Annotated in this window: 15 protein-coding genes; 1 reads left to right on the top strand and 14 read right to left on the bottom strand. The window is 63.7% G+C overall.

All coding sequences use genetic code 11. The annotated features are described in order from the left end of the window. From soxA to V1273_RS25440, 9 genes are all read right to left on the bottom strand, one after another. A complete protein-coding gene (gene soxA / locus V1273_RS25480) occupies positions 1 to 774 on the bottom strand; it encodes a sulfur oxidation c-type cytochrome SoxA (protein ID WP_334363999.1) in 774 nt (257 codons plus the stop codon). Then, positions 771 to 1,091, bottom strand: a complete 321-nt coding sequence (gene soxZ / locus V1273_RS25475) for a thiosulfate oxidation carrier complex protein SoxZ (RefSeq protein WP_334363998.1) — start codon at positions 1,089 to 1,091, stop codon at positions 771 to 773. The genes soxA and soxZ overlap by 4 nt, the downstream gene beginning before the upstream one ends. Continuing rightward, positions 1,091 to 1,570, bottom strand: coding sequence for a SoxY-related AACIE arm protein (locus V1273_RS25470; RefSeq protein ID WP_334411280.1), 480 nt, complete (start codon positions 1,568 to 1,570; stop codon positions 1,091 to 1,093). The genes soxZ and V1273_RS25470 overlap by 1 nt, the downstream gene beginning before the upstream one ends. A 9-nt stretch (positions 1,571 to 1,579) precedes the next feature. Beyond that, positions 1,580 to 2,017 (bottom strand): sulfur oxidation c-type cytochrome SoxX, encoded by a 438-nt coding sequence (soxX, locus tag V1273_RS25465; protein WP_334411279.1) that lies wholly within the window; start codon positions 2,015 to 2,017, stop codon positions 1,580 to 1,582. A 13-nt stretch (positions 2,018 to 2,030) separates the two neighbouring features. Further along, the gene (locus V1273_RS25460) at positions 2,031 to 3,314 is read right to left on the bottom strand and encodes an FCSD flavin-binding domain-containing protein (RefSeq protein ID WP_334411277.1); all 1,284 of its coding nucleotides are present in this window, start codon (positions 3,312 to 3,314) and stop codon (positions 2,031 to 2,033) included. 12 nt (positions 3,315 to 3,326) lie between these two features. Beyond that, a complete protein-coding gene (locus V1273_RS25455) occupies positions 3,327 to 3,620 on the bottom strand; it encodes a c-type cytochrome (RefSeq protein ID WP_334363994.1) in 294 nt (97 codons plus the stop codon). A 52-nt stretch (positions 3,621 to 3,672) separates the two neighbouring features. Further along, the gene (locus V1273_RS25450) at positions 3,673 to 5,859 is read right to left on the bottom strand and encodes a xanthine dehydrogenase family protein molybdopterin-binding subunit (protein ID WP_334363993.1); all 2,187 of its coding nucleotides are present in this window, start codon (positions 5,857 to 5,859) and stop codon (positions 3,673 to 3,675) included. Positions 5,860 to 5,869: 10 nt separating this feature from the next. Further along, positions 5,870 to 6,319 (bottom strand): (2Fe-2S)-binding protein, encoded by a 450-nt coding sequence (locus tag V1273_RS25445; protein WP_334363992.1) that lies wholly within the window; start codon positions 6,317 to 6,319, stop codon positions 5,870 to 5,872. A 181-nt stretch (positions 6,320 to 6,500) separates the two neighbouring features. Beyond that, positions 6,501 to 6,959 carry a MarR family winged helix-turn-helix transcriptional regulator gene (locus V1273_RS25440; protein ID WP_334411275.1) on the bottom strand — a complete coding sequence of 153 codons (459 nt, stop codon included), beginning with the start codon at positions 6,957 to 6,959 and terminating at the stop codon, positions 6,501 to 6,503. 63 nt (positions 6,960 to 7,022) lie between these two features. Between V1273_RS25440 and V1273_RS25435 the strand changes: the two genes are divergently transcribed. Beyond that, positions 7,023 to 7,451, top strand: coding sequence for a DUF1772 domain-containing protein (locus V1273_RS25435; RefSeq protein WP_057843208.1), 429 nt, complete (start codon positions 7,023 to 7,025; stop codon positions 7,449 to 7,451). Positions 7,452 to 7,565: 114 nt separating this feature from the next. Here the strand turns inward: V1273_RS25435 and V1273_RS25430 are convergent, their stop codons facing one another. From V1273_RS25430 to V1273_RS25410, 5 genes are all read right to left on the bottom strand, one after another. Then, positions 7,566 to 8,960, bottom strand: a complete 1,395-nt coding sequence (locus tag V1273_RS25430) for an MFS transporter (RefSeq protein ID WP_334411273.1) — start codon at positions 8,958 to 8,960, stop codon at positions 7,566 to 7,568. 132 nt (positions 8,961 to 9,092) lie between these two features. Then, positions 9,093 to 9,881 carry an ABC transporter ATP-binding protein gene (locus tag V1273_RS25425; protein WP_334381207.1) on the bottom strand — a complete coding sequence of 263 codons (789 nt, stop codon included), beginning with the start codon at positions 9,879 to 9,881 and terminating at the stop codon, positions 9,093 to 9,095. Beyond that, the gene (locus V1273_RS25420) at positions 9,869 to 10,924 is read right to left on the bottom strand and encodes a dihydrodipicolinate synthase family protein (protein ID WP_334411272.1); all 1,056 of its coding nucleotides are present in this window, start codon (positions 10,922 to 10,924) and stop codon (positions 9,869 to 9,871) included. Before V1273_RS25420 ends, V1273_RS25425 begins: the two co-directional genes overlap by 13 nt. A gap of 11 nt (positions 10,925 to 10,935) precedes the next feature. Continuing rightward, on the bottom strand, positions 10,936 to 11,760 hold the full coding sequence (locus V1273_RS25415) for a GNAT family N-acetyltransferase (RefSeq protein ID WP_334381209.1): 825 nt from the start codon (positions 11,758 to 11,760) through the stop codon (positions 10,936 to 10,938). Then, the gene (locus V1273_RS25410; protein WP_334412264.1) at positions 11,747 to 12,784 is read right to left on the bottom strand and encodes an NAD-dependent epimerase/dehydratase family protein; all 1,038 of its coding nucleotides are present in this window, start codon (positions 12,782 to 12,784) and stop codon (positions 11,747 to 11,749) included. The genes V1273_RS25415 and V1273_RS25410 overlap by 14 nt, the downstream gene beginning before the upstream one ends. Positions 12,785 to 12,787 lie beyond the last annotated feature (3 nt).

The raw sequence follows: 12,787 nt of genomic DNA, 5'->3' as shown, positions 1-12,787 counted from the left end.
CTAAGGCCGCACCGCCGGCGCTTCCATCGCCATCCCGCGCGCCCGCGACATCAGGTATAATTCCAGTTCAACCAGTTCCGGCGCGCCGTAATCATAGGCCTGCGCGCGGATGCCGGTGATGCAGGCGCGCAGGCGTCGCTGCAGCGAGCCCAGCGATTGCCATTCCAGCCGGTAGAGCGGGTAACCGGTCGGGTGTCCTTGTGTGATCGCGGCGCCGGCGAGTCGCTTGTCCCAATTGTCGTCATGGCAATGGGTACAGCCGAGATTGAGCTGGCCCTGCCGTTGCATGTAGAGCTCGCGTCCTTTGGCGACGAACGGCGCGAGCTGCGGGTCGGCTCCGGTTTCGATCGGAGCGCCCTGTGATTGCCTTGCGACAAAGGCTGTCAGCGCCAGCAACTCGCGGCTCTCGAACGGCAGCGGCGTCGCCTGTTGGTGGTTGGTGCGGCACGAATTGATGCGCTGTTCCAGATCGATCGGGCGGCCGGTTGCCTTGTCGAACGCGGGGTAGCGGGCGGCCACGCCCTTCATGCTTGCGCGTGCATTGCCATGGCAATCGGCGCACGCTTTGTCGGCGGCGCCTGTCTTGCGGTTCCACAATGTCTCGCCATTGAGCACCCAGAGCATGCCGGGATTGGCGGTGTCGTCGTCCTGCATCGTTTTTGTGTCCGGCTTCATGAAGCTGTAGCCGGAACGGCGGTCGGCTTGCGGGATCTCGGCAGCTCCGACGGCGCCCACCACCAGCAGTGCGGCGGCTATGGCGCCCAAAAATCTCATTCGACCGAGATCGAGGCGGAAGCGGTCTCGGAAAAACCCTTGTCGCCGATCCATTCGAACTCGAACTTGCCGCTTTCGGTCACGGTCGTGAAGAAGGAGAAGAACGGGTTGGCAGCAATCGCCGGGAACAAATCGGCGCGGAAGATTTCAGCGCCGTTGAAGCGGCAGGTAAAGCTCGTGATGATGTCGCGCGGCACAGATTCACCTGACGCCTTATGGCGATAGCCTGACTCCATGATGTGCGACATCAGCGTCTTGATCTCGATAATGTCGCCGCGTTTGGCTTTGGCCGGAACGTTGATCAGCGCGGAAGCCATCAGATCACCTCCTCGGTGCAGGCCGCCAGTGTCACCACGACGTCGACGCTGGCCGACCAGAACGACCCGTCCGAGAGCTTGGCGATCGCGACGACCTTCTGGCTGTCGGTGAGGCGAATGCGGGTCGAAACCTGCGCGCGGCCGGCATGAGGGCCGAGGTGGAAGTTGGCGACGTTCGGCTGCGGGTTCTTCTCGTTGAAAACGTGGATGCTGCTGACGTGGTCCTCCGGCGCCATCGGGTGGGCGACACTCACAGTCAGCGGCACGGTGTTGCCGTTCTCGACCAAGGGCGGCACGTCGAGCTTGACCTTGCCGGTTTTCACCGCAGCGCCGCCGGTGACATTGCGGATGGCGGAAGCGAGCATCTCGGGCGTCGCCTCGGCAGGCCGAGGCGTGACGACGGGGGCCGTGCCAAGCACGGCTGCCGCTCCGGCGAGGCCGAGAAACTGGCGGCGTGTCGAATTCGGTGGTGGATGCATCGGACCTTCCTATTCGCGTAAGCTTGCGAGATACGCCACGATATCCTCGATCTGTTCGGCCGACAGGATCGGCTTGCCGCGCCACAGCGTCCCGACGCGAGTGAGGCCGTCAACGCGGTAATAGGACGGCATGATCGTCGCGGCATTGAGACGAGAGGCATCCACCAGCCGAAGCCGAAGCTGACCTTCGGACCAGCGGCTGCCGGAACCGGAAAGATCAGGCGCCAGGTCGCCCTGGAATTTCTGTTCGGGAAATGGGCCGTTGTGGCACAGGATGCAAGTGCTGGAACGTTCGACGACGAGGGCGCGGCCGCGCGTCGCATCGCCGGCCGTGCCCGTCAGCGACTGCGGAATGGCATCGTCAGTGACGGTATAGCCGCGAAGTTCCGTTGCGGCGGCGCAGCCGGGCAGCACGAGGAGAACTCCAGCAAGAACCGGATCCAACATGCGATAGGTGCGTCTAGCCAAAGACTTCCGCCGTAATGGTCGCGAACCAGGATTGCGCATAGTCGGCCTCGCGGGCGCGGAAATCGCGTGACGCCTCCAGCGGACTAACGCCGCCGGCGCCTTCAACGTCGGCAAGCAATCCGTTCTTCGGATGGTATACACCGGCAATCGAGATGCCATAGTCCGGGGCTGCCAGACTGTAGCACGTATTGATCAGCTTCGGCGCGGCTGGCGATCCGCCGGCGACCAGTGTGGCAATCGCGTTTGCGCAAGTCTTGGCCTGCGCATTCGCCGAGAATGCGGATTTTGGCATCGCGCCGGCGAGACAGGCGTCGCCGATGACATGGATGTTCGGCGCCGATCTGGATTCGAAAGTGACAGGATCGATCGCGCACCAGCCCGTGTTATCGGTCGCGCCCGCAATAGCCGCGATGCGGCCGGCCCGTTGCGGCGGAATAACGTTGGCCACCTGGGCGGTGTGATTGCCGAAATCGGTGATCAGAGTGTTGGTCGCCGGATCGACGGCATTCACCTTGCCGCCCTGCGATAGCGATATCCATTCGACCATCCCCGGGTAAAGCTCCTTCCAGGCGTTCTGAAACAGACGCTGCTTGGAGAACGCGTCCTTTGCGTCAAGGATGATCAGCTTCGAACGCGGCTTCTTGGTCTTCAGATAGTGCGCAATCAGGCAGGCCCGTTCGTAAGGTCCCGGCGGGCAACGGAAAGGGTTGGCGGGAGCTGTGATCACCACCAGGCCGCCATCGTCCATGGCCTCGAGTTGCTTGCGCAGCAACAGCGTTTGCTCGCCGGCTTTCCAGGCATGCGGCATCTTCGCCGCGGCGGCTTCGTCGTAGCCCGGCAGGGCGTCGAAACGCAGTTCGATTCCGGGAGACAGCACCAGCCGGTCGTAGGCGAGCGAGGTGCCGTCGGCGAGCCCCACGGTCCGCGCGGCTGCATTGATGGTCGTTGCTTCCAGCGCCACCACGGTGATGCCGCTGGCGGCGATCTTGTCGTAACCGAATTTTTGTTCCTCGATCGAACGCAGTCCGGCGATGACATTGTTGCTGAACGGGCAGGCGGTGAAGGTCCGGTTCGGCTCGACCAGTGTGACCTGCAATTTCGGATCAATCTGTTTCAGCGTGCGCGCACAACTCGCACCACCGAAACCGCCGCCGATCACGACGATGCGCGCCGCGGATTGCGCCAACGCGGGCAGTGGAGACGCCAAGGCCGTCACTGCGGCGGCCGCGCTCGTGCTACAGAACTTCCGGCGGCTGATGCGACGGCTAACGCCCATGCTGGCGGCCCCTTACTTTTGTGCAGCGAGCCACGCCGCCATCGCGCGCAACTCATCGTCGGAAAAGCCCTTGGCGATGCGGTTCATTACCGTAGCGGGAAGCGAGCCGTCGCGAAATCCAGCCATCGCGGTCGCGATCTCGCCGGCGTCGCGGCCGTTCAGCCGCGAAACGGACGAACCGGTCACCCCACCGGAGTGGCAGCCGGAGCAGGACGCCGCACCGGGCGGGGGGTCGGAAGCCGCAAGCACCGGCAGGCTCGACGCCATGACCGTTGCCAGCCCGATGACGACACGCAAGGCATTCATCAGAAATCTCTCGATGAGCGAGCGGCGGCCGGAGAGGCCGCCGCTGTTATTGTCAGGCAAACGTGATGTTCTGGTCCTTCAGCGGGACCGAACGGATCCGCTTGCCGGTTGCGGCGAAGTAGGCGTTGAGCACCGCGGGTGCGGCGACGCCGATGGTCGGCTCGCCGACGCCGCCCCAGAAGCCGCCGCTCGGCAGCATGACGCTTTCCACCTTCGGCATCGCGGCAATGCGCATTGAATCGTAGGTGTCGAAGTTGGTCTGCTCGATCTTGCCGTCCTTCACCGTGCAGCCGCCATAGAACAGGGCGGACAGGCCATAGACGAAGGAGCCGGCAATCTGCCGCTCGACCTGCGCCGGGTTGACGATATAGCCCGGATCGGTCGAGGCGACGATGCGATGCACCTTGATCTTGCCGTCGTCGGTGACTGAGATTTCCGCGGCACCTGCGACATAGCTGCCGAAGCCCATCACCTGCGCGATGCCGCGATGGACGCCTTGCGGCGCAGGTTTGCCCCAGCCGATCTTCTCGGCCACCGCATTGAGCACGGCGAGGTGCTTCGGATGCTTGCTCATCAGCTTGCGGCGGAATTCCAGGGGATCCTGGCCCACTGCATTGGCGAGCTCATCCATGAAGCATTCCAGGTAGATCGCGTTGTGATTGAGGTTGACGCCGCGCCAGAAGCCGGGCGGGACATGCGGATTGCGCATCGCGTGCTCGATCAGCAAATTCGGTACGCTGTAGCCGATCGCTGCCTCGCCCGTGGCATTGAGTCCTTGGAACACCACCGGGTCCTTGCCGTTTTCCAATGCTGCCGGACGCGCCGAGGACAGGATCGACTGTCCTGATATTCTGACATGCAGCGCCGTCAGATTGTTATTGGCGTCGAAGGCGCCGGTGAGTTTGCATTGCGTGACCGGATGATATTTCCCGTGCAGCATGTCCTCTTCGCGCGACCACAACAGCTTGACCGGTGTGCCCGGCATCTGCTTGGCGATCAGAACCGCCTGCCGGACATAATCGGTCATGCCGCGGCGGCCGAAGCCGCCGCCGACCATATGCTTGTGCACATCGCATTTTTCGGCCGGCAATCCCGATGCTTCCAGCACAGCGGCTAATGCCGCTTCGCCGTTCTGCGTACCGCACCAGACCTCGCATTTGTCAGGCGTATAGATCGCCGTGGCATTGAGCGGCTCCATCGTGGCGTGGTTCTGGTAGGGATAGTTGTAGACCGCCTCGACCTTCTTGGCGGCCGAGGCAATCGTGGCCTTGGCGTCGCCGTTCTGGTTGCCGATGTAAGCCGGCTGGGCGTTGTCGAGGCCTTCGGCCAGCCATTTGGCGATCGAGTCACTGGAGACTTTGGCGTTCTCGCCTTCGTCCCAGACGACCGGCAACGCATCCAGCGCGGTCTTGGCGTGCCACCAGGTATCGGCAATGACGGCGACGGCGGTGTCGCCGACACGGACGACCTTTTTGACGCCCTTCATGCCCGCGACCTTGGCTTCGTCGTAGCTCTTCAGCTTGCCGCCGAAGACGGGACAATCCTTGATCGCGGCGTTGAGCATGCCCGGCAGCTTGACATCGATGCTGTAGATCATCGCGCCGGTGGTCTTCTCCACCGTATCAAGCCGCTTCAGGGACTTGCCGGCGAGCTTCCAGTCCTTGGGATCTTTCAACTTCACGTCCGCCGGCGGCTCGAGCTTGGCTGCCGCTTCCACCACCTTGCCATAGGTCGTGGTTCTGCCTGACCGCGTGTGGGTGATCACGCTGTTGGCGGCAGTGCATTCCGAGGCCGGCACCTTCCATTCGTTCGCGGCGGCCTGCACCAGCATCATGCGCGCGGTGGCGCCGCCCTTGCGGACATATTCATGACTGGCGCGGATGCCGCGGCTGCCGCCGGTCGAGAAGTCGCCCCAGGTGCGCTTGCGTGCGACACTTTGACCCGGCGTGGGATATTCGGTGGTGACCTTCGACCAGTCGCATTCAAGCTCTTCCGCGACGAGTTGCGCGAGGCCGGTGAGCGAGCCCTGTCCCATCTCCGAGCGGGCGATGCGGATCACGACGGTGTCATCGGGACGGATCACCACCCAGGCATTGATCTCGGGCGAGCCGTCGGCGGCGCGAACCACGTTCGGTCCGCCAAAGGGAATATCAAGACCGAGTGCGAGGCCGGCGCCGGCGGCAGCCGTGCCGATCACAAAGCTGCGGCGATTGAGTTTGGGCATGACGTGCTTGTTCATGGCGTCCCCCTCAAGCGTTCGCGGCGGCGTGGATCGCCTCGCGGACCTGCTGGAAGGTCCCGCATCGGCAGATATTGGTGATGGCCTCGTTGATATCCTGGTCGGTCGGCTTCGGCTTTTCCTTGAGAAGGGCTGCGACCGCCATGATCATGCCGCTCTGGCAAAAGCCGCATTGCGGAACGTCGTTAGCTACCCATGCCTGCTGCACCTTGTGCAACGCGCCTTCTGAGGCGAGACCTTCGATCGTGGTGATCTGCTTGCCGACGGCCTCGCTGACCGTCATGCCGCAGGAGCGCATCGCGACCCCGTCGACGTGAACTGTGCAGGCGCCGCACAGTGCAATACCGCACCCATATTTGGTGCCGGTCAGCCCGACATTCTCCCTGATAGCCCAGAGCAGTGGCGTGTCGTCTTCGACGTCCACATTGATTGTTTTGCCGTTGATTGTGAGGTTTGCCATCGCATGTCCCTTTTTGAGTCCAATTCGCCAATTGAACCGGGCGCGATGTGATCCGAGAAAATAGAACAGTTCAAATCAAGAAAACGCGCACTTGACGAACGGGAAGAAAGTCGATTCGCCGGTGTTACGCCAGGTTTCCGCAACCTGGCCGATCGGGTGTCCTTCGTTCGGGGGATAGAGGCTAGGCGGACTTATCAAGGCGCTCGCTCAGCAGCTTCGCGATACGGGTCATCGCGGCGAGCTCATCGGGACTAAACCCCTTCGCAAGGGCATTTGCCCACGGAACCTGGAGCGCGCTGGCGGTTTCGAAGGCATCCTGCCCACGCCTGGTTAGCGCGACGAGGTGCGCCCGGCGGTGATTTGGATTGGGCCGCAGCTCCACGAGGCCATCCTCTGCCATCTCGTTCACAATGCGCTGAACTCCCTGTCGATTGAGTCCCATGCTGCGCGCAAGCCAGGCCACCGGTTGCGGACTTGGCGCAAGCGCGATTGCGCCCAGCACCTGCCAGCGCGCGCTGGTGAGGCCGAGGTCCGAAACAAGCCGGTCACCGGCCGCGAGCAGGCGTCCATTGAGGCGGAACACGGCGAGAACCAGCTCGGTCAGGGCCCGACCGCCGGGCGTATGTCGTTTCGTTGTCATTTGACAATTAGTATCCAAAATGACAATATATTGTCAATAGGCAAAACGAGTGTGGAGTGAATAATGTTTGCAGGACAGCTTGCAATGGTCGTCGCGGCGGCGTTCGCCGGTGCCGCCTTCTTCATCAATTTCGCCGAACAGCCGGCGCGTCTCGGCCTCGATGACCGGGGCCTCTTGAGGCAGTGGAAACCAAGCTACGCGCGCGGCTTTGCGATGCAGGCGAGTTGCGCAGTCATTTCCGGCGTGCTCGGCCTGACCGCTGCCTGGCTGACGCGGGATTGGCGCTGGATCGTCGGCGCGGTGCTCATTCTCGCCAACTGGCCCTATACGCTGATCGGCATCATGCCGACCAACCGCCTGCTGAACGCTATCGACGAGAAGGACGCCGGCCCGCAGTCACGTGCGCTGATCGTGAAGTGGGGAGGGTTGCACGCGGTCAGAACGGGTCTTGGGATCGCGGCAACCCTGGCTTATCTTTGGGCGCTCAATTAGAGCGTTTTCAAGCGACACCGGTTCGCATCAAGAAAACGCGTCAAAAGAGCCCGGTTCTGATTCAATCAGAACCGGGTTCGAGGCGCAGCGAACGGGGCGTGTCCCTGCGTTGCATCATGTCTTTTCGGTGCCCACCGTCAGACGCAGGAAACTCATCAGGCTTCCGAGCGTGGCGAATCCGGCCCCGAGCATCAACGCAACCGTCGCACCCTCGTGACCGGCCAGCGCAAAGCAAAGGGCCGCGAGCGCGGCGCCGAGTGTCTGCCCGGTCAGACGAGCGGTTGCGACGATGCCGCTCGCGCTGCCGCTGCGGTGCGGCGGCGCGCTCGACATCAGCGCCCGCAAATTCGGCGTTTGAAAGAAGCCGAATCCGATTCCGCAAATCACCGTGCGCCAGACGATGTTGGCAACGCTAGGGTCCGAAGGCAGCGTTGCGAGCAGGGCCATGCCGATGCCGAGCAATACCAGCCCGAGGCCGCCGAGAATGCCGACAGGATAGCGATCGGAGAGCCGGCCCCCGATCGGCGCCATGATCGCCACCACCAATGGCCAGGGCGTCATGAAGAAGCCGGTTTCGACCTGGGACCGGTGCAGCACGTCCTCGAAGTAGAAGGGCAGCGAAACGAAGGCCAGTCCCTGCACCGCGAATGTGCAGACCGACGTGGCGGCCGACAACGCGAACATCGGCCGCCGGAACAGGTCGATCGGCAACATCGGCGCCGGATGATCCGCATCCCGTCGGGTCATGATCCAGCCGAGCAGCAATGCTGCGCCAAGCGCCACTCCGACAAGGAAGGGCGGCGCCTGATGTGCCGCGCTTCCGATGCCGATGATGAATAGCCCGAGACAGCTTGCGGTCAGCGCTGCGCTCGCAAAATCGAACGCGTGTTTCGCGCGCGGCGTTCTGGGCAACGTCTTCAGGCCGATCCAGATTGCGATCAGGCCGAAGGGAAGGTTGATCGCGAACAGCCACGGCCACGTTCCGATCGCAAGGATCGCGGACGCAATCGTCGGACCGAAAGTGAATGCCGTTCCGACCACGAGCGCGTTATGGCCGAAGCCGCGCCCCAGCATGTGGGTCGGATAGACGAAACGGACCAGCGCCGCGTTCACGCTCATGATGCCGCTGGCGCCCAGCCCCTGCAGCGCCCGCGCCGCCGTCAGGCTCGGCAGCGACCATGCCAAGGCGCAGCCGAGCGAGGCCAGCGTGAACAGCACGAGGCCGCCGATATAGATCCGCTGATGACCGACGATTTCGCCGAGTGCGCCGAGCGGCAGCAGCGTCGCGACCAAGGCGATCTGGTAGATATTGACGACCCAGACCACGTCGGCCGGGCTGACATGGAGGTCGGCCGCGATGGCGGGCAGCGCGATATTGGCGATCGCGGTATCCAGCGAGGCCAGTGCCAGCGCGGTGAAGATCGCCGCCACCGCCCAGCGCCGCCTGAGTTCCGGCGGCAAGCCATCGATGGGCGTGGGGGATGATTTGGGGGCTAAGTCTGCGGACATTCTGTCGGGCTCTCCACGCCGGGGCGGACGTGCCCTGGGGTGGCGTGTACTACGGACGCGGCGCCGGCCACAGGCTCTCAGTTGCATGATGCGTATGCGAGGCGAGCCGCCGAAGTCCTGGCGCCTGCAGGGCTATGCGCTCGGGCTCAATCCCAGACTCGCGTAGATTCGCCGCGCATAGGCACCGAACTCATCCGTGGTCTTGATCGGCAATGCGCGGGGAAATGGCAGCTCGATCGGGAAATATTCCGCCATTCGCGCCGGACCTGCGGTGAGCACGGCGCAATGCGAGGCGAGGAACACCGCTTCCTGGATCGAGTGCGTCACGAACAGGATGGTCTTGCCGCTTTCGCGCCAGATCCGCAGCATTTCGAGATTCATCTGCTCGCGGGTCAGCGCGTCTAGCGCGCCGAACGGCTCGTCCATCAGGATCAGCTTGGGATCGTGGATGAAGGCGCGCGCAATCGCCGTGCGCTGCTGCATGCCGCCGGACAATTGCTGCGGATATTTATCCTCGTAGCCAGCCAGTCCGACCAGGTTGAGCAGATCGCGGGCGCGGCTCCGCGCGGCCTTCATCGGCAGGCCGACGATTTCGGCCGGCAGCAGCACGTTGTCCAAAATGGTTCGCCATTTCAGCAGCAGGGCCTGCTGGAACACCATGCCGATGTCGCGCGCCGGATCAAACGGCGTCTTCGCGCTACCGATCTTGATCGTGCCGCCGTCGGCGTCATGCAATCCGGCCAGGATCTTGAGCACGGTTGTCTTGCCGCAGCCGGACGGGCCGACCAGCGACACCAGTTCGCCTTCCTTGACGTCCATGGTGACGTCGGAGACGGCGAGGAATTCCGTAGCCCTCGACCGATAGACCTTGCGGACGTTGCGCAGGCTGATGAAGGGCTCGTCCGCCGTCATGCCAGCCATTTCTGCAGGTTCGCCTTCACGAAGCCGTCGTCGGAGAGATCGGCATGCTCGCGGCAGACGCGGTCGATCTCCTGCATCTGGCCCGGGCTCAGCCCTTCTGCGGGGTCGAGACACCAGAGACCTTGCATCAATCCTTGCCGCCGCAGGATTTCGTGGCAACCTGCGATGCAGCCGTGAAAATTGTTGGCAACATCGAAGAACGCGCTGTTGCAGTCGGTGACACGCGCGTCGAGCGCCAGCAGGTCGGCCGGCACGGTATCCTTGCCGCGTGCCGCCTTGCACATCTCGAACTGCTTGATCGCGCTCGCGGTCCATACCGACCAGTGCCCGAGCAGGCCGCCCTTGAAGTACGCTCGCGTGGTGACGCCCTTGTCGCGGAGGTCGAACGGCAAAGTGAGGTCAAGCAGGATGTGATCGTCGTTGCCGGTATAGAGCGCGACGCGGTCAAGTGCGTTCGCTGCAGCCACCCCACGCAGCACGTCCAGCGTCCGATAGCGGTTGAACGGAGCGATCTTGATCGCGATGACGTTATCGATGGCCGCAAAGCGCTTCCAGAAATCGGCGCTGAGGATCACGCCGCCGACGGCCGGCTGCAAATAGAAGCCGACCAGCGGGATCTCGCGTGCCACTGCCTCGCAATGCGCAATGATGTCGTCCTCGGATGCCGATTTCATCGCAGCCAGGCTGAGCAGGCCGGCGTGATAGCCGATGCTACGCGCGGTCTGCGCTTCTGCGATGGCTTGCTGCGTTGGACCGGCCAGGCCTGCGACCATCGCGACCGGCCGTTTGGTCCATGAAGCGGCGGTCTCGGCCGCCAGCTCCAGCACCGGACGGTACATTCCGACGTCGCGGATCGCGAATTGCGTGGTGTGCACGCCCACGGCCAATCCTCCGGCGCCAGCATCGAGGTAATAGCGCGTCAGCGCCCGCTGATGCCGTACATCGAGTGCGCGCTTGGCGTCGAGCGCGAGCGGATGCGCCGGAAGCACGGTGCCGTCGGCGATCAGCTTTCGTACCTCGGCCTTGATTTCGCTATGATGCATGGCGGCTGTTCCTATCCGAATTCCGGGCCGGCGACGGCAAGCGGCGGTTGCGCGGGTGAGGCAGTCGCGGAACCAAAGCGCATGCGCTGAAATGGTCGCTCGATATTCCAGCCCGAGCGAACGAGACCGTTCAGAAACGCGTCCTGAGAATGAACGGCGTCGATCAGCCAGGAGCCGGTCTCGGAGCTAGTGATGGCGTCGACCAATGCCAACGCCTGATCGGCGTGGTCGGCCAGGACTGGACCGATGTGCCGTGCGGTGCGTCCATCGCGGATCAGGGCCATGGCTCGAGCATCCGATACGATGCGAGAACGCGGGCGCGCAGCAAATTCCGACAGCAATGTGCTGCGGTCGAATCCCATGGCGCCGGCATCGCGCGCGGCCAGGGCTTCGAGGTTGCCGGCCGCGAGCGGCCTTGTCGCTGTGGTGCCTTGCGGCTTTTCCAACCGCAACCGCCGCAGTTGCAGCGTCGGCGCAAAACCGAGCGGACCATAGACGGTCGCGCCAGCCGGCGTGGCATCAAGCCAGGTTGTGAGCCGGCGCCGCGCGGCCGCTTCCAGGCAGGTATCGACGAGCCTGGTCGCGAGGCCGCGGCGGCGAAAGTTGGCGGTCACCAGCACCATGCTGATCCAGGCATTGCCGGCCGAGTAGGGCAGCAGCGCCGCCGTCGCCACCAACTGGTTGCCGTCGCGCGCGCCGAATACGACCCCTTGGCTCAAGAAGAAGCGCCAGTCGGCTTCGTTCTGGTTCCAGCCGGCTTCGGTCGACAGCACGAGCCCGGCCTTCGCATCGCTGACATCGAGTTCGACGATGTCGATGGGCTCAATAGCGGCCATCGCGCACCTCGTATTTGGTGGGCTTGCCGAGGCTCGGCATCGAGCGCGACACCCAATCGGCGGTCCAACTGATGAGCTGCTCGGTATCGACGATCGGCAAGCCGAATAGTTTCACCGCCTGCGACGTGTCGGTGAGCCACGCCGTCGGCTCCTCTTTGCCGACAATCACGGGCGCGCGGCCAAAGCGCTGGCCGAATTTCGCGGCGAGATCGCGCACCGCCAGGATCTCGTGGCCACTGACATTGATCGGCGAGGTCGGCGTATCGCAATGCGCCAGACAGCGCAGCGCCTGCGAAGAAGCGTCGCCTTGCCAGATGAAATTGACATGGCCGAGGCTGACGTCGATCGGCTGGCCCTGCAGCACCTTGCTCGCGATATCGTGCAGCACGCCGTAACGCATGTCGATCGCGTAGTTCAGCCGGAACAGCCGTCCAGGCGTTCCATGCTTGCGTGAGAAATACTCGAACATGCGCTCGCGCCCGACGCAGGATTGCGCATATTCGCCCGGCGGATCGGGCGCCATATCCTCGGTCGAGCCCTTGCCGTTGACCGGCACGAACGGATAAACGCAGCCGGTCGAGAACGCGACGATACTCGAGGTCGCAAAGGCCTGCGCGACCAGGGCTGGGACGTGCGAATTCATCGCCCAGGTCAGCGAGAGGTCGCCCTCGGCGCCGAACTTGCGTCCGGCCATGAAGATGATATTCGGAATCTTCGGGAGCGCCTTGATGGCGGTCTCGTCGAGCAGGTCGCAATTGATGGTCTCGACGCCGCGCGCCTGCAGCCAGTCCTTGACGGCGGGATCGCTGAACCGGGCCACGCCGATCACGCGGCGCTCCGGCGCGGCCGCCTTGGCAAGGCCGGCCAGCGTCGGCCCCATCTTGCCGGCAACACCCAGGATCATGATGTCGCCGTCGACCTTGCGCAGATCGTCGATCAATGCCTGGGTCGGGCGGCACAGCAGCTCATCGAGTGCGGTGATATCGGCGATCATCTGCGGCAGATTTTTGCGCGTCAGCAGCATCTT

Origin of the sequence: Bradyrhizobium sp. AZCC 1721 (genome assembly GCF_036924715.1) — a bacterium.
GTDB lineage: Bacteria > Pseudomonadota > Alphaproteobacteria > Rhizobiales > Xanthobacteraceae > Bradyrhizobium.
This window is presented reverse-complemented; position numbering and strand designations above follow the sequence as displayed.

Bases quoted from the DNA above. Each gene is read 5' to 3' on its own strand.
- soxZ (WP_334363998.1), bottom strand. From the start codon at position 1,091: ATGGCTTCCGCGCTGATCAACGTTCCGGCCAAAGCCAAACGCGGCGAC.
- V1273_RS25415 (WP_334381209.1), bottom strand. From the start codon at position 11,760: ATGGCCGCTATTGAGCCCATCGACATCGTCGAACTCGATGTCAGCGAT.
- soxX (WP_334411279.1), bottom strand. From the start codon at position 2,017: ATGTTGGATCCGGTTCTTGCTGGAGTTCTCCTCGTGCTGCCCGGCTGC.
- soxA (WP_334363999.1), bottom strand. From the start codon at position 774: ATGAGATTTTTGGGCGCCATAGCCGCCGCACTGCTGGTGGTGGGCGCC.
- V1273_RS25420 (WP_334411272.1), bottom strand. From the start codon at position 10,924: ATGCATCATAGCGAAATCAAGGCCGAGGTACGAAAGCTGATCGCCGAC.
- V1273_RS25460 (WP_334411277.1), bottom strand. From the start codon at position 3,314: ATGGGCGTTAGCCGTCGCATCAGCCGCCGGAAGTTCTGTAGCACGAGC.
- V1273_RS25470 (WP_334411280.1), bottom strand. From the start codon at position 1,570: ATGCATCCACCACCGAATTCGACACGCCGCCAGTTTCTCGGCCTCGCC.
- V1273_RS25430 (WP_334411273.1), bottom strand. From the start codon at position 8,960: ATGTCCGCAGACTTAGCCCCCAAATCATCCCCCACGCCCATCGATGGC.
- V1273_RS25410 (WP_334412264.1), bottom strand. From the start codon at position 12,784: ATGCTGCTGACGCGCAAAAATCTGCCGCAGATGATCGCCGATATCACC.
- V1273_RS25455 (WP_334363994.1), bottom strand. From the start codon at position 3,620: ATGAATGCCTTGCGTGTCGTCATCGGGCTGGCAACGGTCATGGCGTCG.
- V1273_RS25435 (WP_057843208.1), top strand. From the start codon at position 7,023: ATGTTTGCAGGACAGCTTGCAATGGTCGTCGCGGCGGCGTTCGCCGGT.
- V1273_RS25450 (WP_334363993.1), bottom strand. From the start codon at position 5,859: ATGAACAAGCACGTCATGCCCAAACTCAATCGCCGCAGCTTTGTGATC.
- V1273_RS25440 (WP_334411275.1), bottom strand. From the start codon at position 6,959: ATGACAACGAAACGACATACGCCCGGCGGTCGGGCCCTGACCGAGCTG.
- V1273_RS25425 (WP_334381207.1), bottom strand. From the start codon at position 9,881: ATGGCTGGCATGACGGCGGACGAGCCCTTCATCAGCCTGCGCAACGTC.
- V1273_RS25445 (WP_334363992.1), bottom strand. From the start codon at position 6,319: ATGGCAAACCTCACAATCAACGGCAAAACAATCAATGTGGACGTCGAA.